Source organism: Cobetia sp. 1CM21F (assembly GCF_023161745.1).
Classification (GTDB): Bacteria; Pseudomonadota; Gammaproteobacteria; order Pseudomonadales; family Halomonadaceae; genus Cobetia; species Cobetia amphilecti.
Map to the genome: position 1 here is coordinate 449373 of NZ_JALNTQ010000001.1, position 18162 is coordinate 467534.

Annotated in this window: 15 protein-coding genes and 1 tRNA gene; 8 read left to right on the top strand and 8 right to left on the bottom strand. The window is 62.8% G+C overall.

Features of this window, described 5'->3' with window-relative positions; translation table 11 throughout:
* Positions 1 to 286: 286 nt before the first annotated feature.
* Positions 287 to 1750, top strand: coding sequence for a sodium-dependent transporter (locus MSG32_RS01850; protein WP_248377211.1), 1464 nt, complete (start codon positions 287 to 289; stop codon positions 1748 to 1750).
* Positions 1751 to 1897: 147 nt separating this feature from the next.
* Here the strand turns inward: MSG32_RS01850 and lapB are convergent, their stop codons facing one another.
* From lapB to MSG32_RS01865, 3 genes are all read right to left on the bottom strand, one after another.
* Positions 1898 to 3076: a lipopolysaccharide assembly protein LapB gene (gene lapB / locus MSG32_RS01855; protein WP_043335632.1), complete on the bottom strand. Its 1179-nt coding sequence runs from the start codon at positions 3074 to 3076 to the stop codon at positions 1898 to 1900.
* Positions 3077 to 3382 carry a LapA family protein gene (locus MSG32_RS01860; RefSeq protein ID WP_024952295.1) on the bottom strand — a complete coding sequence of 102 codons (306 nt, stop codon included), beginning with the start codon at positions 3380 to 3382 and terminating at the stop codon, positions 3077 to 3079.
* 242 nt (positions 3383 to 3624) lie between these two features.
* Positions 3625 to 3921 carry an integration host factor subunit beta gene (locus MSG32_RS01865; RefSeq protein WP_043335630.1) on the bottom strand — a complete coding sequence of 99 codons (297 nt, stop codon included), beginning with the start codon at positions 3919 to 3921 and terminating at the stop codon, positions 3625 to 3627.
* A 269-nt stretch (positions 3922 to 4190) separates the two neighbouring features.
* On the opposite strand from MSG32_RS01865, the gene MSG32_RS01870 reads away from it, so the two are divergent.
* On the top strand, positions 4191 to 4466 hold the full coding sequence (locus MSG32_RS01870) for a succinate dehydrogenase assembly factor 2 (RefSeq protein WP_043335628.1): 276 nt from the start codon (positions 4191 to 4193) through the stop codon (positions 4464 to 4466).
* Entirely contained in the window at positions 4426 to 5280 is an 855-nt protein-coding gene (locus MSG32_RS01875; protein ID WP_248377213.1) for a hypothetical protein, read from the top strand. The genes MSG32_RS01870 and MSG32_RS01875 overlap by 41 nt, the downstream gene beginning before the upstream one ends.
* 36 nt (positions 5281 to 5316) lie before the next feature.
* On the opposite strand, the gene nadB is transcribed toward MSG32_RS01875, so the two are convergent.
* From nadB to MSG32_RS18055, 3 genes are all read right to left on the bottom strand, one after another.
* Positions 5317 to 7023, bottom strand: a complete 1707-nt coding sequence (nadB, locus tag MSG32_RS01880; protein ID WP_248377215.1) for an L-aspartate oxidase — start codon at positions 7021 to 7023, stop codon at positions 5317 to 5319.
* A complete protein-coding gene (locus MSG32_RS01885; protein WP_248377218.1) occupies positions 7020 to 8339 on the bottom strand; it encodes an FUSC family protein in 1320 nt (439 codons plus the stop codon). Before MSG32_RS01885 ends, nadB begins: the two co-directional genes overlap by 4 nt.
* Before the next feature lie 336 nt (positions 8340 to 8675).
* A complete protein-coding gene (locus MSG32_RS18055) occupies positions 8676 to 9608 on the bottom strand; it encodes a peroxiredoxin-like family protein (protein WP_248377220.1) in 933 nt (310 codons plus the stop codon).
* 71 nt (positions 9609 to 9679) lie between these two features.
* On the opposite strand from MSG32_RS18055, the gene MSG32_RS01895 reads away from it, so the two are divergent.
* Positions 9680 to 11071: a class II fumarate hydratase gene (locus tag MSG32_RS01895; protein ID WP_248377222.1), complete on the top strand. Its 1392-nt coding sequence runs from the start codon at positions 9680 to 9682 to the stop codon at positions 11069 to 11071.
* 105 nt (positions 11072 to 11176) lie between these two features.
* Here MSG32_RS01895 and glpD read toward each other — a convergent pair whose 3' ends face one another.
* Positions 11177 to 12679, bottom strand: coding sequence for a glycerol-3-phosphate dehydrogenase (glpD, locus tag MSG32_RS01900; RefSeq protein ID WP_248377224.1), 1503 nt, complete (start codon positions 12677 to 12679; stop codon positions 11177 to 11179).
* 599 nt (positions 12680 to 13278) lie between these two features.
* Positions 13279 to 14070, bottom strand: coding sequence for a DeoR/GlpR family transcriptional regulator (locus MSG32_RS01905; protein ID WP_248377226.1), 792 nt, complete (start codon positions 14068 to 14070; stop codon positions 13279 to 13281).
* Between the two features lie 471 nt (positions 14071 to 14541).
* Here MSG32_RS01905 and glpK point away from each other — a divergent pair, with 471 nt between their 5' ends.
* The 4 genes from glpK (at position 14542) to MSG32_RS01925 (ending at position 18162) form a co-directional block, all read left to right on the top strand.
* Positions 14542 to 16074 carry a glycerol kinase GlpK gene (gene glpK / locus MSG32_RS01910; protein WP_052384799.1) on the top strand — a complete coding sequence of 511 codons (1533 nt, stop codon included), beginning with the start codon at positions 14542 to 14544 and terminating at the stop codon, positions 16072 to 16074.
* A 2-nt stretch (positions 16075 to 16076) separates the two neighbouring features.
* A complete protein-coding gene (locus MSG32_RS01915; protein WP_052384798.1) occupies positions 16077 to 16799 on the top strand; it encodes an MIP/aquaporin family protein in 723 nt (240 codons plus the stop codon).
* Positions 16800 to 17015: 216 nt separating this feature from the next.
* Positions 17016 to 17738 (top strand): MIP/aquaporin family protein, encoded by a 723-nt coding sequence (locus MSG32_RS01920; protein WP_248377228.1) that lies wholly within the window; start codon positions 17016 to 17018, stop codon positions 17736 to 17738.
* Positions 17739 to 18085: 347 nt separating this feature from the next.
* Positions 18086 to 18162, top strand: a tRNA-Val gene (locus MSG32_RS01925).

Here is an 18162-nt window from a genome sequence, read left to right on the forward strand (position 1 = left end):
TCGGGTCCTTTTGCGGCGCGGTGCGTCTCAGGCGAGGTTGCTTGTCAGACCTGGGAGGCAGGCATCGTTTCAAATGCTACCAATTTGAAGCATCTAATGTAGAGTGATTGCCGTCGTGTGGTGATGGCGTTTTCGCAGAGGAATTCTGAGGGAATCGTGGTGATTTTCGATGGGAATCGCGGACGAACCTGCTTCATATCAGTAAAATGGTCTGTGTGAGCACCCAAGGCGGCCAGGCGTTGCGTCGATCACCACTGGCTCACAACAATAACTCGTAAGGTATTCCATGACGGCAAGACAGCAACCCAAGAATCTCTGGATCAGTCGCTGGGGCTTCATCCTTGCAGCTACCGGTTCCGCGGTAGGGCTGGGCAATATCTGGAAGTTTCCCTATATCACCGGTGAGTACGGCGGAGGCGCCTTCGTGCTGGTGTATCTGGCCTGCATTCTCGCCGTGGGCGTACCTGTGATGATGGCGGAGATCGCCTTCGGGCGGCGCGGGCGCGGCAGCCCCATCGAGGCGATTGCCAATCTGGCGCGTGAGGCGGGGGCCAGCCCGTTGTGGAAGGTCTTCGGCTGGATCGCGATGCTGGCCGGCTTCATGATCCTGTCGTTCTATGTCGTGGTGGCGGGGTGGTCGTTCAGTTACCTGTGGAAGATGGCCAGTGGCGCGTTGTCCGGACACAGCGTCGCGGAGCTGGGCGCCATCTTCGAGGCCGGCAACGCCAACCCCTGGGCGCTGGGTGGCTGGGCCACGCTGGTGACGGTGGTGACGATGCTGATCGTCGGGCGCGGGGTGCAGGAAGGCGTCGAGAAGAGCGTGCGCTGGATGATGCCGGGCATGGTGATCATGCTGCTGATCATGATCGGCTATGCCCTGACCTCGGGCAACTTCTCGGCAGGCTTCCACTTCCTGCTCGATTTCGATGTCACGCGCTTGAGCAGCGAAGGGGTGCTGGCCGCGCTGGGGCATGCCTTCTTTACCCTGTCGCTGGCCTCCGGCGCCATCCTCACCTATGGCTCCTACCTGCCGTCGGGAACCTCCATCGCCCGCACCACCTTCACGGTGGCGATCGCCGATACCTTGGTGGCGCTGATGGCGGGTCTGGCGATCTTCCCGATCATCTTCGCCAATGGCATGGACCCGTCCTCCGGGCCGGGGCTGATCTTCATGAGTCTGCCGGTGGCCTTCAACCAGATGCCCTTCGGGCAGCTGTTCGGGGTGCTGTTCTTCGCCATGCTCTCGATCGCCGCCCTGACCTCCGCCATCTCGATGATCGAGGCGACCGTCGCCTGGCTGAGCGAGAACCGCAACATGAGCCGCACCAAGGCCTCGTGGCTGGCCGGCAGCGTGCTGTGGCTGGTGGCGATGTTCGCGATGCTGTCGTTCAATCTCGGCGCGGATTGGACGCTGGCCGGCAAGCACTTCTTCGATTGGCTCGATTACCTGACCTCGCGCTGGATGATGCCGATCGGTGGCATCGCCATGGCGCTGCTGGCCGGGTTTGTCTTCAAGAGCAGCATGCTGCGCGATGAGCTGAATCTGAGCGATGCCGGCTATCGTCTGTGGCTGTTCATGATTCGCTATGTCAGCCCGCTCTGCATCCTGGCGATCTTCGTCGATGCCCTGGGCGTCGCAGAGCTGTCATTCGGCGACTGGCCGTATTTCGTGGCCGTCATCCTGGCAACCTGTCTCGTGGGCGAGCTGCTCTCGCCACGCCTGCGCGAGCGTGCCGCCGAGCAGGGCTGATAAGCTCGGTAGCGTCAGTTCGATAGCGCCAGCCCGGAAGTCATGAAAGCGGCATGAAAAAGCCCCCTGCAGCGTGCTGCAGGGGGCTTTTCGTTCTGATGTCTGTGGTCTGTCTGTCTGCTGGTATCTGTCTAGCAGCTGGCGCCGTTACTCGCCTTCCAGGCCGGTGATCGGCTTGACCGTGCCCCAGTGGCGGCACTTCGGACATTGCCAGAGCAGCATCGAGGCTTCGAAGCCGCAGCGATGACAGCGATGGCGAGGACGCGCCTGGATCAGTTGCTGGGTATGACGCTTGAGCAGATTGAAACGCTCGGTCTCGCGCTCATCGGCATCCAGCAGGTAGAGATCAAGCAGGTAGTCGACGCCGCGCAGGCTGGGGTGGCGATGCAGTTGCTCGCTGGCGAAGCTGGCGGCGGCCTCGACACCCTCGCGGCGCTCGATCAATTGCGCAAGGCTGATGACCGTCGTGGTGTAGGGCGCGCGCTCGACTTCCTGATGCAGCAGGCGTACCAGGCCACTCTCGTCATCCAGCATGCGAAAGGCGTTGCCCAGTGGCTCGAGGATGATGGGGGTGAAGCCGGTGTCCTGACGTGGAATGCGCTGCAGCAGGCGAATGCACTGCTTGTAGTTGGCATGATCGAATTCGATCTCGGCCAGCATCCAGTTGGCGCGTACGCATTTCTCATCGGTGGAGAGCGCCTGCTTGAGGCGCTTGCGGGCCATCGCCTGACTACCTTCGGCGATATCCAGCGCGGCCAGTTCGCAGTGCCAGTGGGCCGCCGCGCGGCGGATGCCGCCTTCCTGACGCAGGATGGCGTGGGCGACTTCGAGTGCGGCCTCCCATTCGCGTTCCCGCTCGAGGAGGTCGATCAACAGGCGGCGGCCGGCACGCCGATGGCTGTCGTGTTGCGCTTGCTTGAGGAGGGTTTCCAGCAGCTTCTCGGCGCGGTCATAGACACCGCTGCGCATGAAGTCGCGGGCCAGTTCCAGCTGGACACGCTCGCCCTGTTCGCTATCCAGGGCAGGGCGGGCCAGCAGGTTCTGGTGAATCTTGACGGCACGATCGACTTCGCCGCGACTGCGATAGAGATTGCCCAGCGCGATGTGGGTATCGACGGTATCGCTGTTGACTTCCAGGGCCTGAACGAAGGTTTCGATGGCACGATCAGGCTGCTCGTTGAGCAGATGATTGAGGCCGACGAAGTAGTCGCGGGACAGGGTGGCAGGAGCCGGTGCTTGTTCATCGGGGCGACGATCACGCCGCCCCAGCCAGAATCCGATGGCGATGGCCGCCATCAGCAATCCCAGCAATATCAGATCAGGCATTTATGCCACTTCCTTGATCTCCTGGATGCGCAGTTGGTCCAGTTCCTTGCGTTGCTGCTGGTTGCGACGCTGGGCACGGGTCAACAGCGTGCGCAGGCGCAGGTACATGCCGGTCATCGCGACCATGCCAAGCACGACGCCGATGGCCAGCGAGAACAGCAGCCACATGGAAAGGGACGCAGCAGGCAGCTCTACCCAGATGAGGTCGAGGGGCACGGCTTGCTGGTTGTGAACGGCAAAGAGAATACCGACCAGCAGGACGATCAGCAGGATCACGGCCAGAACGAGACCTTTTAGCCAACGCATAACGGTTTCCTTGTCATGAAATGCAGTCGTGAATCATCTGGGAGCGAGTGTATCACTGCCCATCGCGCGAGTCTTGGCGGCGACGCCGTGAGGTGGGTGGCTGTCGTCTCTGGCATGACGGCTTGAGCAGATGTCGGCCGGCGCTGAGCCAGCCGGCCCCGTCACACCGGGTCTTCCTCTGCGGGCAGCGCTGTCAGTCAGCCGCGCCGTCGTCTTTGGCACTGTCATCAGTCGCGCTGTCGTCAATACCCCAGCGCGCGACTGGCATCGACCTGCTCGCGCAGCTCCTTGCCGGGCTTGAAGTGGGGGACGAACTTGCCATCCAGGTCCACCGGCTCACCGGTCTTGGGGTTGCGCCCCAGTCGTGGCTCACGATAGTGCAGCGAGAAGCTGCCGAAACCGCGAATCTCGACGCGACCGCCGTGGGCCAGGGCGTCTGTCACATCATCGAGGATGATGCGAACCGCGGCCTCTACATCCTTGAGCGACAACTCAGGCTGTCGCATGGCTATCTGTTCGATCAGCTCGGACTTGGTCATCGGATCTCTCCATGCCTGCACCTTTCTCGCGAAAGGCGTTCGTGATGCGGCAGCCGGGCGACCTCTTGTCACCGGACAGGCACACGCATCCTTGTGATTGTTATCTCCTCAGCATAATGGGCAAATCCTGAGAAAACAACGCACTAGGGACATCATTGCCGATCACGGCACGGATTGCCAATTCCTGCCCGAGCAACGGGTCAACGGATGCCGCTGACGCCCCCCTCGGGTATACTGCGCGCATTGATGTGACGACTGAGGTTCAGGCAATGGAAGATGTGATTCGCAAGCGGCTTCATTGGCATTCGCGTCGCGGCATGTGGGAGCTCGATCTGCTGCTGCTGCCGTTTCTGGAGCAGCGTTTCGACGCCTTGAGCGAAGACGACAAGGCGCTCTATGTGCAGCTGCTGGCCGAAGAGGATCAGGACCTCTTCGTGTGGCTGATGAAGCGCGACCCGTGCGGCAATGCCGAGTACCAGCGCCTGATCAACATGGTGATCGCCAATGCCGAGAATGGCGAGCGCGATCAGTTCAAGGGCCTCTAGACAGGCGTTCGCGACCCACGCCAGCCTGCGCGTCGGGCTGTTGGCGGCGAGTCTCGCCTTGTGGGTCCGGCTTGCCGAGCTGGCGACTGGCCAGTTGGTTGTCAGTACCTGGTGGACCTGTCAGTGGCAATATCTACGCAATGCCCTGCCTTTCGAGGCGGGGCATTGTGCGTTTGAGGGGCTCGCTCAGCTGCCGGATGGTGTCATGGCGCTGCTGAGCGTGTTGGGGCTGGGCTGGCTGCTGCAGGCCGGAGAGCTGGTGTCATGGTGGCGCCAGGCTCGGCGGCGTCTCAAAGGCCCCGAGGCGCGAGTCTGGCTGGCCCTTGGAGGCAGTCTCTGCGCCGATGCGGCGCTTGCCAGCGGTGGCCAGGCGCCAGTGCCGGAGAACGAGGCTGAAGCCGAGACCGAAGCCAGCGACACCCCGCCTGCGTCAGGTGCGCGCCATCGTCACCCGGAGATGCAGCTCTGCTGGTGGTGGGCCGATGGTGCCTCACGCAGCTGGCAGCCCGTCAACGTGCGCTGTCTGTGGTGCTCACCACGTCTGCTGGGGCTCGAGATCTCGCCGCAGGGCTTCGGGCCACAGGGGGTGGGGCCACAGGGGATGGGGCTACAGGGCTTGAGAGCGCAGGGCGCGGGCCAGCAGCACCTGAAAAGCCAGCGGGTATGGCTGTGGCCGGATAGCGCCTCCAGCGAAGACCTTCACCAGCTGCGGCTGTGGTTGCTGTGGCCGCCATCGCCGCATGGTTTGCCGCGTCAGCCGCCGCCATTGGAGGCCCTGCGGCGCGTCGCTGCCCAGGGCTCCCGCCCACGCTGAGCCTGCTCATGGGCCTTAAGCCTTCTCAAGAGCCGCTCAGGTCGCGGCAGCGAAGGCCGAGAGCCGAATGACGCTATCGCGGGCGCGTGGCGCCGGCATCGGGAAGTCGCGGATGAAGTGCAGTCCACGTGACTCATGGCGTTGATGGGCGCTGAGCAGTAGCAGCGGTGCCAGTGTCAGGGCTTGATAGAGCGCAAGATGATCGAGACCTGCCCGCGGCGCTGAAGCTTGCCTGTGCTGCTCGGGCTCCGCCGTTTGCCCCGCCTCCAGCGAGACCCACTGTGCTATCTGCTTCAACGCCTCCCTCAGGCCGTGCTGGCTGCGCTCGATCCCCGCTTGCAGACTCATCAGTTGGCGCAAGCTGTGCAGGCGCGTGCGCGCCTCGTCGGCGCTCAGGCGCATCACGCAGCGCCAGACCTGACCATTGTCGGCAAGCTGTGTGAGCAGGGTGGCGTGCTGCGGCATCAGCGAGTCGAGCGTGCTGATCAGGCGTGGTTCGTCGGCGCGGCGCGGCTGTCCCAGCGCTTCACCACAGGCACGCGCCTGCACCAGGCACTCGAGCAACGAGTTGCTGGCCATGCGATTGGCGCCGTGCAGGCCCGTGCAGGCGACTTCGCCGATGGCCCACAGCCCGGGCAGGTCGCTGGCGCCATCCAGCCCGGTGGCGATGCCGCCGCAGCTGTAGTGGGCGGCAGGGACGACGGGAATCGGTGCATGACGAATATCGATCCCGCGTGCCAGGCAGTGCTCGGCGATGGTCGGGAAGTGGTGTTCGATCGCCTCGGCCCCCAGCGCGCTGATATCCAGACAGACATGCTCGAGACCGTGCGTGCGCATCTCGGCGAGGATGGCGCGTGCTACGACATCACGCGGCGCCAGCTCCAGGCGCGGATCATGATCGGCCATGAAGCGATGCCCATCCGGGCGCAGCAGCAGTCCCCCTTCGCCCCTTACCGCCTCGGAGATCAAAAAGGGCGTGCCATCGGGGTCATACAGGCAGGTGGGATGAAACTGCTGGAACTCCAGGTTCATCAGGCTGGCGCCGGCGCGGATCGCCATCGCCATGCCATCGCCGACGCTGGCGCTCGGGCTGGTGGCGTGGGCGAACAGGCCGCTGGCACCGCCGGTGGCCAGTACCAGGTCATTGGCTGCCAGCCATTGGCGCTGGCCCGTGCCATCCATCACCCACAGACCACTGGCGCGGCCGGCGTTGACCGCGATGTCGACGGCCAGCAGGTCTTCGAGAATCTCGATGTTCGGGTGGGCTTCGACGTGGGCGCTGAGCGTATCGAGCAGCGCCCGCCCGGTGGCGTCGGCGGCATGGATGATGCGGCGGCGACCATGCCCCCCTTCACGGGTGAGGTGGAAGGGGTAGCTGGCGTCGGCGTCGGCCGGGGTGAAGGGCACGCCAAGCGCGATCAGCCATTCGATGGCCTCCCGCGAGTGACCGACGGTGAAGCGCACCGCGCGCTCGTTGCACAGGCCATCGCCGGCAATCAGGGTGTCGGCGACATGGGATTCCACATCGTCCTCGGGCGCCAGCACCGCCGCGATACCGCCCTGCGCCCAGCGGCTGGCGCCCTGTGCCTCACGCGCCGGACGCAACAGCGTGACGCGGCGGGTACGCGGGCCGGCTGGCAGGCGATTGGCGAGGCTGAGTGCCAGGGTCAAACCTGCCGCGCCGCCACCGACGATCAGCACGTCATGCTGGCTTGCGGGAGTCACTCCGGATACTGAGTTCATGTGTCTTTCCTGGCAGTCTCATTGCCGGCCGAGTCCGGCTGGTGCCTGTCGTGGCGGTCTGGCTCATCGCTGCTGTTGTCACTGATGCTGTCATCACTCGCCGGCGCTTTGCTGGCAGGCGCTTTGCCGACTGCAGAGTGTTGCTCGCCAGCGCTGTTCTCGCGTCTGGTGGGGGCTGCCGTATCGCCCGGTGTCGGGTCTTCCGGCAGGAACAGGCGGCGTGCATCACTGATCAGGCCATGGCCCGGCAGTCGGCGTTGCAGGCGCTGGCTCGGCAGCCGCTCCAGCAAGGCCAGGCGCTCGCCCAGGGCTTCGGTCAGGCGTGCCAGTTCGCGGTTGAGCCACAGGTAGCCTGCCGGGCTGAACAGCGCGCGGCCGTTGCGGCTCTCGACATTGCGAACATCGGCATAGCGTTGCAGGTCGAAGGGCGTCACCGTCAGTTCGATGCTCTGGCCGGTGCGCACCTGAAAGGCCAGGGTCCCCAGGGCGCGGGCCAGACGATGCTGGGCATCGCGCAGGCCATCCAGCCCCTCGATGAATTCATGCCCCTCGCGGGTGTTCCAGTGGGTTTCCTGCAGCAGCTCGATGGTCGAGATCATGCGGCGCTCGAAGGACAGGATTTCCTCGATGTCGGCACGATTGATACGGCCTTCCTGAGCGACGGCATCGACCAGCCCGCGTTGCTTGACCAGCTGTGCCGAGGTGGCACGCACCAGCGCGAGACCCTCATTGACGCCCTCCCGCTCGGCCTTGGTATGGCCGTGGTAGAGGCGTGCCAGCTTGTCGAGGTTGTCGGCCAGCAGGAAGCGGAAGACATCCGTCGCCTTCTGGGGCAGCAGCACCATGCTGACTACGATGCTGATCAGGGTGCCCAGCACCACATTGAAGACGCGCCATAGCCCGATGCCGAGATCATGATTGCCATCACCGATCACCATCAGCAGCGTGACGCAGAACAGCAGCGAGCTGTAGCCATAGCGATTGCTGAAGGTGGCATTCAGTGCCAGGGCGATGCCGACGATGCTCCAGAAGGGCACCACGCCCGGCAGAGGCTCGGCGACCAGAATCAGGATCAGGCCCCACAGGCCGCCAAGCAGCGTGCCGACCAGACGTTGCCAGCCCTTGTCGATGACACCGCCGACGTGGGGCAGGTTGCCCATGACCATCACGGTGCTGACCAATGCCCAGGAACTGTGCGGCAGGCTGAACAGCTCGATGATGGAAAAGCACAGCGTCAGGGCGACGGTCACGCGCAGGATATGCAGGCGCTGGCGGTGCAGATAGGTGAAGTAAGGGTTGTGCGAGAACCATTTCATCGGGCGTATCTCACTGTGCTTGTCATGAGGAAGAGGCTACCCGAGGGTGAAGGGGTTCAGTCATCGTGACCGAGAATGAGGTGAACATCTGGAGCGACAGGGTCCCGTTGCTGGAGAAGATGAGGTGGTGGTCGACATTGATGTAAATGCAGTGGAGGCGTGGAATCTCCACTGCGCTGCTGATCCAGGCTCGAGGTGGCTCAAGGCTGCGGTGGCGCAAGACTATGGTTATTCAAGACTGTCGCGGTTCAAGACTGCTGCCTCTCGCGCGGGAGATATTACCCCAGACGCCGGCGGTGGCAGGCGTCTAGGGCGCCTCAAGCGCCTGTGAGGGTGTCAGGCGAGTTCCTTCAAGGCGTTGACGATATCTTCGGGTTCCGAGCGTGTCCGGTAATCGACATCGACATGACGCCAGCTCACGGTTCTGTCCTGTGCGATGACGAAGGTCGCCGGGATGGGCAATACACTGCCATCACCGTTGTTGATGGCATCCAGATCGAGTTCACGGTCCACGCGCATGTGTTCCATCAGATAGTCCGGCACCTTCCAGGCGACGCCATAGCGAGAGGCGACCTCTGCGTCCTGGTCTGACAACACGTGGAACTGCATCTCGTCGATCTCGGTGGCGGAGAGCGAGTCATCCGGCACCTGTGGGCTGATGGCGACCAACTGTGCGCCGTGAGCGCGAATGTCTTCGAGTCGCTCATTCAGGGCTCTCAGCTGCAAGCTGCAGTAGGGGCACCAGTCACCACGGTAGAAGGTGACCACGACCGGGCCTGATTCGAGCAATTCCTCGAGAGACACTGCCTGGCCTGCGGCGTTGGGCAGCGCGAACCCGGGTGCCTTCTCGTCCACGGAGAGAGCATTCGCACCCTGTTGCAAAGCCTTGGCGTTTTCGATGATCTCATCGACATTCTTCATGAAATCAGGCTTGGCCTGGCGCCCAGCTTCAACCTTCGCTTCAGTCTGCTCTTTCAGGCTTTTCATGCTGTCCTCGCTAAGGTGGTAGTGGGCCGCTGGAAAGGGCCAGCCATAGGCCCTCGCACGCTCGGTAGTGTAACCGAGGCCTCGTCTTGCGTAACAGAGGATTGGTGACAAGCCATCTTGCAAGCGTGCGTCCGCGCCGTTGCAAGGCGGGTGATGACGGAGCCCGGCCATGAATGTGTAATTGTTATTGATAATCACTACCATCAAGCGGCTTGATTGGTATCCTGTGCGTCCCCAAGTGATCATCAGGGGATCGAAGCTGGCGATCAGGTCATTGATCACGTTATTGCCAGCCGCCCACCAGTGACGCCAGCCAGGTGCGACGTCATATGCAACAGCACAGGGAGACAAGCATGAGCAGCCAGACCCGCCGTGAACGCGACAGCATGGGTGAACTCGAAGTGCCGGCCAGCGCACTCTATGGTGCCCAGACTCAGCGAGCGGTCGACAACTTCCCCGTCAGTGGCCAGCCGTTACCTGCTGCCTTCATTCGCGCCGTGGCGCGTATCAAGCTGGCCGCCGCCGAGGTCAACCGTGACCTGGAGCTGCTGGATGACGTGCGTGCCGAGGCGATCATCAAGGCGGCACGCCAGATCATCGACGGCGAACATGCCGATCAATTCCCGGTCGATGTCTTCCAGACCGGTTCCGGCACCTCGACCAACATGAATGTCAACGAGGTGCTGACGCAGCTTGCCAATCAGCATCTGGGCGAAAAGGGCGTGACCGTCGGCGCCAACGACCACGTCAACATGGGCCAGTCGAGCAATGATGTCATCCCGACGGCCATTCATCTGTCCGCCGTCATCGCTGTCTCGGACACCCTGTTGCCGGCGCTGCGCCATCTGCATGAGGTGATCGCTCGCAAGGCCTCTGAGGTGGACGATGTCGTCAAGACCGGCCGCACTCACCTGATGGATGCAATGCCGATCCGCATGAGTCAGGAGCTGGGCGCCTGGCAGGCGCAGGTCGGGCAGGCCATCGAGCGCATCGAGCAGGTGCTGCCGCGCCTCGAGCGCCTCGCCCAGGGCGGCACCGCCGTCGGCAGTGGCATCAACGCGCATCCGGAATTCGCCGAACGCATCGCCGACCGCCTCTCGCACCAGACCGGTCATGCCTTCCGTCCCGCCGAGAGCTTCTTCGCGGCGCTGTCCTCCCAGGACACGGCAGTCGAGCTCTCCGGCCATCTGCGTACCTACGCCGTGGCGATGATGAAGATCAGCAACGACCTGCGCTGGATGAATTCCGGCCCGCTGGCAGGGCTGGGCGAGATCGAGCTTGAGGCTCTGCAGCCGGGCAGCTCCATCATGCCGGGCAAGGTCAATCCGGTGATTCCCGAGGCGGCCGCCCAGGTGGCGGCGCAGGTGATGGGCAATGACGCCACCATCGGCATCGCCGGGCAGAGCGGCAACTTCCAGCTCAATGTCATGCTGCCGCTGATCGCCAACAACCTGCTGTCCTCGATCACGCTGAGTGCCAATGTCAGCCGCCTGCTGGCGGACAAGGCCATTGCCACCTTCAACGTGCGTCAGGACAACATCGAGGCCCCGCTGGCCAAGAATCCGATTCTGGTCACGGCGCTCAATCCGGTGATCGGTTACAACGAGGCGGCGCGAGTGGCCAAGGTGGCCTATCAGGCCGGGCGTCCGATTCTGGATGTAGCCGAGGAAGAGACCGAGTTGTCACGCGAGGAGCTGGAGCGTCTGCTCGACCCGGCCAAGCTGACGGCGGGCGGTATCCAGTAAGTCGTCAATACATGACCTGAAATCCCGCCTGTCCCTGAACGAAAAGCCCGCCCCTCCGGCAAGGAGGGGCGGGCTTTCTTTTGCTGCTGGCTCAGCCGGTTTTAATCATGCGGCGCGTGCCAGCAGGCGTTCCTTGAGGTAGTCGCCGATGCGCGTCTTCTGCTCATCGCTCAGGCGCAGCGTCAGCTTGGTGCGGCGCCAGACGACGTCCTGCACCTCACGCGCCCATTCGTGCTCAACCAGGTAGTCAATCTCGGCGGCGCTCAGGCCTGCGCCGAAGTCCTCGCCCAGGTCCGCCTCGCTCTTCTTGCCGTCGAGGAAGTGCAGGCACAGGCTGCCGTAGCTTGAGGCGAAGCGTCGGGCGCGTGCTTCGCCGAGGAACGGGTAGTCGCGCTGCAACTGGCGGGTGAAGGCTGCGCGGCTCTCGATATCGCCACCGGGCAGGGCCTTCTCGTGGGTCCACGGCTCGCCCATGCTCGGCAGCAGCGGCTTGAGGTCTTCGAGTGCCGATTCGGCCAGTTTGCGATAGGTGGTGATCTTGCCGCCGAAGATGGACAGCATCGGTGCGCCGCTGTCATCCAGATGCAGGGTGTAATCACGAGTCATCGCGGACGGGTCTGCCGACTCGTCGTCACACAGCGGGCGCACGCCGGAGAAGGTCGAGACCACGTCATCGCGGCCGAGCTTGCGCTTGAAGTGATGGTTGACCACCTCGAGCATGTAGTCGGTCTCATCGCTGGAGCAGGCCACCTCGGAGGGGTCGCCCTTGTAGCGCACGTCGGTGGTGCCGATCAGGCTGAAGTCTTCCTGATAGGGCAGCACGAAGACGATGCGCTTGTCCTTGTTCTGCAGGATGAAGGCGCGGTCATCGGTGTTGATGCGCGGCACGATCAAGTGGCTGCCCTGGATCATGCGGATGCCGTAGCGCGGCGTGCGCTCGGTGGCGCCCTTGATGAAGGACTCCACCCACGGGCCTGCCGCATTCACCAGGGTGCGTGCGCGACGGATGAAGGTCTCGCCGCTGCTGACATCTTCAAGCGTCAGCTCCCAGTGGCCTTCGACATCACGGGCGCCGACACAGCGGGTGCCCGTCATGATCTCGGCGCCTTGCTCGCGCGCCTGCAGCGCATTGGTGATGACCAGACGAGCATCATCGACCCAGCAATCCGAGTATTCGAAGCCCTGGTTGATCTCGCTGACCAGCGGGCTCTGCTCGCCGAACTTGAGGCCCTTGGAGGCTGGCAGGGTCTCGCGCTTGCCGATGTGGTCATACAGGAACAGGCCCGCGCGAATCATCCACGCCGGACGTAGATGCGGCTGGTGCGGCAGGATGAAGCGCAGCGGCCAGATGATATGCGGCGCCTTCTTGAGCAGTACCTCGCGCTCCTGCAGGGCTTCGCGCACCAGACGGAATTCGTAGTGCTCCAGATAGCGCAGGCCGCCGTGGATCAGCTTGCTGCTGGCGGAGGAGGTCGCACTGGCGAGGTCATTCTGCTCGCACAGGGCCACGCTCAGGCCACGGCCGCTGGCATCGTTGGCGATACCGGCGCCATTGATGCCGCCGCCGATGATGAAGAGGTCAAGAAGTGCATCGTTGTCGCGGGACATGGGCTGCTCCTGCTCGTGCCCGGCGCTACCGGGTGGGGCGAATGAGTCTGCACCGGCAAGGTGCGCGATAATAGGTTTTCGAAAGTGAACATAGCTTAGCAAAAGTCGAACATCAAGGGGATTCTTCTGTGCTGATAGCTTTCGGAAGTGATCATTTGGGCGAGTGTCTGGCAACCGAGGATTGCCTGATATTCAACCTGTTGTCTTGCCGGTGTTTTTTCTCAGTCTCTGATCATGGCGTGACATTTTCATGAAGCGCCTGGCTGTCATGTTGCCGTGCGGGCGGCGCAGACGATGCCCGCAGTGACTGATCAAGCGTCGTGACACGATATACGGAGACGAAGCAGTGCCGCTGGGCAGCGCACAGTCAGCAGCTGGGTAGCTTTCGTGATATGCGAGGGTCATTGGTGCAAAGGGGGCAAAAGGGGCGAGGGGGAAGAAGTAAAGGGGGCGAGGGATAAGGGATGAGAGCCGGGCCAGGCTGCACGTCGGCGTATTGCCTGGCCCCTTGATGTGCGATGACCGGATTGCGCGATGACCTGATTATGAGATGAGTCGGTTGCGAGACGACTAGTGGGTTGGGTGACGCGTCATCGAGCTCAAGCGCCACCACTCTCGTCCGGCGACTCGTCACCGGCGACATGCAGCGCGACTTCGTGCTGACGCATCAGGGTCAGGATGCTTTCCGGGGGCTGGATGTCGGTGAAGAGCGCATCGAGCTGACTCAGGTTGCCCTGGCGCACGACCGCATTGCGCTGGAACTTGGAGTGATCCGCGATCAGGAAGACCTGGCGTGAGTTGTGGATGATCGCCTGGGCGACTCGCACTTCCTGATAGTCGAATTCCAGCAGCGAGCCATCTTCATCGATGCCGCTGATGCCGATGATCCCGAAGTCGACCTTGAACTGGTTGATGAAGTCGATGGTGGCCTCACCGATGATGCCGCCATCGCGAGAACGCACCATGCCGCCGGCCACGATGACATTGAAATCCTCCTTGTGCTGGAGGATGGCCGCCACGTTCAGGTTGTTGGTGATGACTTCAAGTCCGTGGTGATCACATAGCGCCTCGGCCACCATCTCGTTGCTGGTGCCGATGTTGATGAACAGCGAGGCGTGGTCGGGAATCTGCCTGGCCAGGGCGGCCGCCATGCGCCGCTTGGCGCCCAGGTTCAATGTCTTGCGGGTGCTGTAGGCGGTGCTGACGGTACTGGATTCAAGCCCCGCGCCCCCGTGCACGCGCTTGAGCGCACCGGCCTCGGACAGCTGATTGAGGTCGCGACGAATGGTCTGTGGCGTGACATCGAAGTGACTGGCCAGCTGCTCGATGGAGGCATATCCCTGACGCGTGATCAGTTCGACAATGGCGCGATGGCGCTTTGGCTGCATCATCCTGCTCTCTTGTTGTCAGCGGCTTGCGAAACGTGAGTTCACTTCATGTCAGCAAGTGCGCATCACGGTTGCCGTTGGGGAGTGGGGTCGTCCAGTGAGGCTACATCCTAATCCAACAGGGGGGCGTCAGTGCAATTTGACGAATGGCGTCAAGGTGTTGCGAAGCTGCAACAGGCCATGTCGGCGCAATGGACATGAGACCAAGGTACAATGATATTGATTGGTAATACGTTTGTGATAGCGCGCATTTGGCGCTAACGTTTGCAGCGATATTCGAAGACGAACATTTCGTGTTCGGTTGTGATGGTTCAAGAGGAAGTGTTCTCGCTGCGCCTGCCAAGCGCGGAGAGGACAAAGCCAACCCGCTTTCTCCTGTCGCCCTCACATGATACCCGAGCCAATATAGTGAAGTACCGCAGTCCCCGCTGATGTGTACTCTCAGAAGCAGCCTCGAAGCCAAGGACAGTCATAATGTCTAGCCCCAAGCCAGAGAAAGACTCTCGCGTCGATGGACCCACGCGCATTCTCGCGATCGACCAGGGTACCACCAGCTCCCGCGCCATCCTGTTCGATCGTGAAGGGACGGTGACAGGTCTGGCACAGGAAGAATTCCCGCAGCATTTCCCGGACAGCGGTTGGGTCGAGCACAACGTCGATGATATCTGGGGGTCGGTGAAGCGCACCGTGCGTCAGTCGCTGATCAATACCAATGTCGGCGCCGAGCAGGTGGCCGCCATCGGGATCACCAACCAGCGTGAGACCACCATCGTCTGGGACCGCGAGACCGGCGTGCCGGTCTACAACGCCATCGTCTGGCAGGACCGCCGCACCCACGAGTACTGCCGTGAGCTTTCCGATGCCGGTCATGGTGACATGATCCAGCAGAAGACCGGTCTGCTGATCGACCCGTATTTCTCCGCGACCAAGCTGCGCTGGATTCTCGAGAATGTCGAAGGCGTCCGCGCACGCGCCGAGAAGGGCGAGCTGGCCTTCGGTACCGTCGACAGCTACCTGATCTGGAAGCTGACCGCTGGCAAGCGTCACGTCACCGATGCCACCAACGCCTCGCGTACCTGCCTGTTCAACATTGTCGATCAGTGCTGGGATAGCGAGCTGCTGGAGCTGTTCGGTATCCCGGAAAGCCTGCTGCCGGAAGTGCTGGATTCCAGTGATGATTTCGGCACCACCGACCCGCAGCTGTTCGGTGCGGCGATGCCGATTCGCGGCGTGGCCGGCGATCAGCAGGCGGCGCTGGTCGGTCAGGCCTGTTTCACGCCCGGCATGAGCAAGAGCACCTACGGCACCGGCTGCTTCATGATCATGAACACCGGCGAGAAGATGGAGCTGTCCCGCAATCGTCTGCTGACCACGGTGGGCTATCGCCTCAATGGCAAGCCGACCTATGCCATGGAAGGCAGCATCTTCGTGGCGGGCGCTACCGTGCAGTGGCTGCGTGATGGCCTGAAGCTGTTTTCCGATGCCTCCGAGACCGAACCGCTGGCGCGTGCGGCCAAGGCCGATCACGGCGTCTACATGGTGCCGGCCTTCACTGGCTTGGGAGCACCGCACTGGGACCCGCAGGCGCGTGGCGCGATTCTGGGGCTGACCCGTGGCACCGGCATCACCGATATCGTGGCGGCCGGCCTGCAGTCGGTGTGCTATCAGACGCGTGACCTGCAGGAGTGCATGCTGGATGACGTGGCCATCAACTGCGCGAATCTGCGCGTGGATGGCGGCATGGTCAGCAACAACTGGGTGATGCAGTTCCTGTCTGACATGCTGGGCGTGAAGGTGGATCGTCCGCGCGTGCTGGAAACCACGGCGCTGGGTGTCGCGTATCTGGCCGGCCTGCATATCGGCTGGTATGAAAGCCTGGATGAGATCAGCGAGCTGTGGCATTGCGAGCGTACCTTCGCGCCGGAAATGGCGGAAGAGCAGCGTGAGCGCCTCTACGCCGGCTGGCTGGAAGCGGTGGAAAGAGTGAAAAGCGACGGAGGCCACTGAGCATGTGGACCGATGTCATGACAGGCGAGTTTCTCGGCTGTCTGTTCCTTATCCTGTTCGGCGGTGGCGTGGTCGCCAATGTGGTGTTGTCTGACACCAAGGGCAATGGTTCCGGCTGGATCGTGATCACTACCGGCTGGGGCTTTGCCGTGATGATCGGGGTGTTCGTGGCCGTCTCGACCGGCTCGCCCCAGGCGGACCTCAATCCGGCGGTGACGCTGGCCAAGTATCTGCTCGGGGTGCATGCCACCCTCATGGATGTGGCGCGGCATGTCATCGCGCAGATGCTCGGTTGTTTTGCCGGTGCCGTGATGGTGTGGCTGGCCTATCTGCCGCACTGGAAGCGCACCAGCGATGCTGGCCTCAAGCGGGCGGTGTTCTGCACGGACCCGGCAGTCGAGTGTCGTCTGGGCAACATGCTCAGCGAAGTGATCGGTACCGTGGTGCTGATCTTCGGTATCGGTGCCATCGTCGGCTCCGGCACCATCAGCGCTGGCCTGCTGCCGTATCTGGTCGGCATGCTGGTGTGGGCCATCGGCCTCTCGCTGGGTGGCGCGACCGGTTATGCCATCAACCCGGCACGTGATCTGGGCCCGCGTATCGCGCACTCCTTGTTGCCGATCCACGGCAAGGGCGCCTCCGGCTGGGGGTATGCCTGGGTGCCGATCGCCGGCCCCCTGGCGGGTGCCTTGATCGCGGCCTCGATGTGGCATCTGCTGCTGTAACAAATCCTTGCCGCAATCCGCTGGAGCAGCCCCCTGCACCTGTGGCACTGTAGCCTGACTTCGCCCCGTCCCTCGACGGGGCGAAGTCATTTCGGGTCTCCGCCTTTTCTTGCCATCACCCGGCGATAGCACCACTCCATCGTCATGGGGCGCGTTCGTGCGGGCGAGAGGTGGCGGTAGACGACTGACAGGGGGCAAGTGGCGGAGGTCATCAAGATGTGGACTGACGTCATGACGGGCGAGTTTCTGGGTACCACCTTCATGATTCTGCTGGGAGGTGGCGTGGTCGCCAATGCGATGCTCAGGGGCACCAAGGGAGCGGGTTCCAGCTGGTTGATGGTCAATGCCGGCTGGGGATTTGCCGTGATGGTCGGGGTGCTGGTCTCGACCTCGACAGGGTCGCCCTACGGCGATCTCAATCCGGCGGTGACGATCGCGAAATACCTGCTGGGCGTGCATACCGACGAGCTCAAGGTCGCCAGGATGATGCTGGCGGAGCTGCTGGGCTGCTTCATGGGGGCGGTCCTGGTGTGGGCGGCCTATTACCCGCATTGGGAGGTGACCCGAGACCCGCTGCGCAAACGCGCGGTCTTCTGTACTGATCCGGCAGTGGCCAACAAGGCGGCCAATGTCATCAGTGAAGCGATCGCGACGGTGGTGCTCATCTTCGCCATCGGCAGCATGGTCGACAGCGCGCTGGTCACCGATCAGGCGCTGCCATATCTGATCGGTGTGCTGGTCTGGGCGATCGGCCTGTCGCTGGGTGGGCCGACCGGCAACGCGATGAACCCGGCGCGTGACCTGGCGCCGCGCATCGCGCATTGGGTATTGCCGATTGCTGGCAAGGGCAGTTCGGGCTGGCAGTATGCCTGGGTGCCGATCGCCGGTCCCTTGCTGGGGGCCGTGTTGGCAGCTGCGCTGCGTCGGGTCTTCCTCTAGCCGTCGAGGCGCTGCGGCCAGCCATTGTCGTGTCCGTGCGCTGCCAGCCAACCTTGTGCCATTCGACAGGAGTGGTTGGCGGCGTAGGGCAGAGCAGGGCAGATCAGACCGGATGAGTCCTTTTCAGGCCTGGCCGCGATGACGTGCCTCGCTTGCGTGCCACGCGCGCGGCCGGTCCGTGCCCACTCTGTGCCCGTTCTTTTTACCTGATCATGGCAAGGCGGAATGGCGAGAAAATTTTTTATCATCAGGGGGTTGCATCAAAACGGGAGTTGCGTAGAATACGTCCTCGCTGACAGGGCAAAGCACTTCGCGCCACACTGCTTCGCATTTCAGCATGCTGACATAGGACCATAGCTCAGTTGGTTAGAGCGCCACGTTGACATCGTGGAGGTCGGCGGTTCAAATCCGCCTGGTCCTACCA

Excerpts from the sequence above, each read along its gene's own strand:
- MSG32_RS01850 (WP_248377211.1), top strand. The coding sequence starts at position 287 with ATGACGGCAAGACAGCAACCCAAGAATCTCTGGATCAGTCGCTGGGGC.
- lapB (WP_043335632.1), bottom strand. The coding sequence starts at position 3,076 with ATGCCTGATCTGATATTGCTGGGATTGCTGATGGCGGCCATCGCCATC.
- MSG32_RS01860 (WP_024952295.1), bottom strand. The coding sequence starts at position 3,382 with ATGCGTTGGCTAAAAGGTCTCGTTCTGGCCGTGATCCTGCTGATCGTC.
- MSG32_RS01865 (WP_043335630.1), bottom strand. The coding sequence starts at position 3,921 with ATGACCAAGTCCGAGCTGATCGAACAGATAGCCATGCGACAGCCTGAG.
- MSG32_RS01870 (WP_043335628.1), top strand. The coding sequence starts at position 4,191 with ATGGAAGATGTGATTCGCAAGCGGCTTCATTGGCATTCGCGTCGCGGC.
- MSG32_RS01875 (WP_248377213.1), top strand. The coding sequence starts at position 4,426 with ATGCCGAGAATGGCGAGCGCGATCAGTTCAAGGGCCTCTAGACAGGCG.
- nadB (WP_248377215.1), bottom strand. The coding sequence starts at position 7,023 with ATGAACTCAGTATCCGGAGTGACTCCCGCAAGCCAGCATGACGTGCTG.
- MSG32_RS01885 (WP_248377218.1), bottom strand. The coding sequence starts at position 8,339 with ATGAAATGGTTCTCGCACAACCCTTACTTCACCTATCTGCACCGCCAG.
- MSG32_RS01895 (WP_248377222.1), top strand. The coding sequence starts at position 9,680 with ATGAGCAGCCAGACCCGCCGTGAACGCGACAGCATGGGTGAACTCGAA.
- glpD (WP_248377224.1), bottom strand. The coding sequence starts at position 12,679 with ATGTCCCGCGACAACGATGCACTTCTTGACCTCTTCATCATCGGCGGC.
- MSG32_RS01905 (WP_248377226.1), bottom strand. The coding sequence starts at position 14,070 with ATGATGCAGCCAAAGCGCCATCGCGCCATTGTCGAACTGATCACGCGT.
- glpK (WP_052384799.1), top strand. The coding sequence starts at position 14,542 with ATGTCTAGCCCCAAGCCAGAGAAAGACTCTCGCGTCGATGGACCCACG.
- MSG32_RS01915 (WP_052384798.1), top strand. The coding sequence starts at position 16,077 with ATGTGGACCGATGTCATGACAGGCGAGTTTCTCGGCTGTCTGTTCCTT.
- MSG32_RS01920 (WP_248377228.1), top strand. The coding sequence starts at position 17,016 with ATGTGGACTGACGTCATGACGGGCGAGTTTCTGGGTACCACCTTCATG.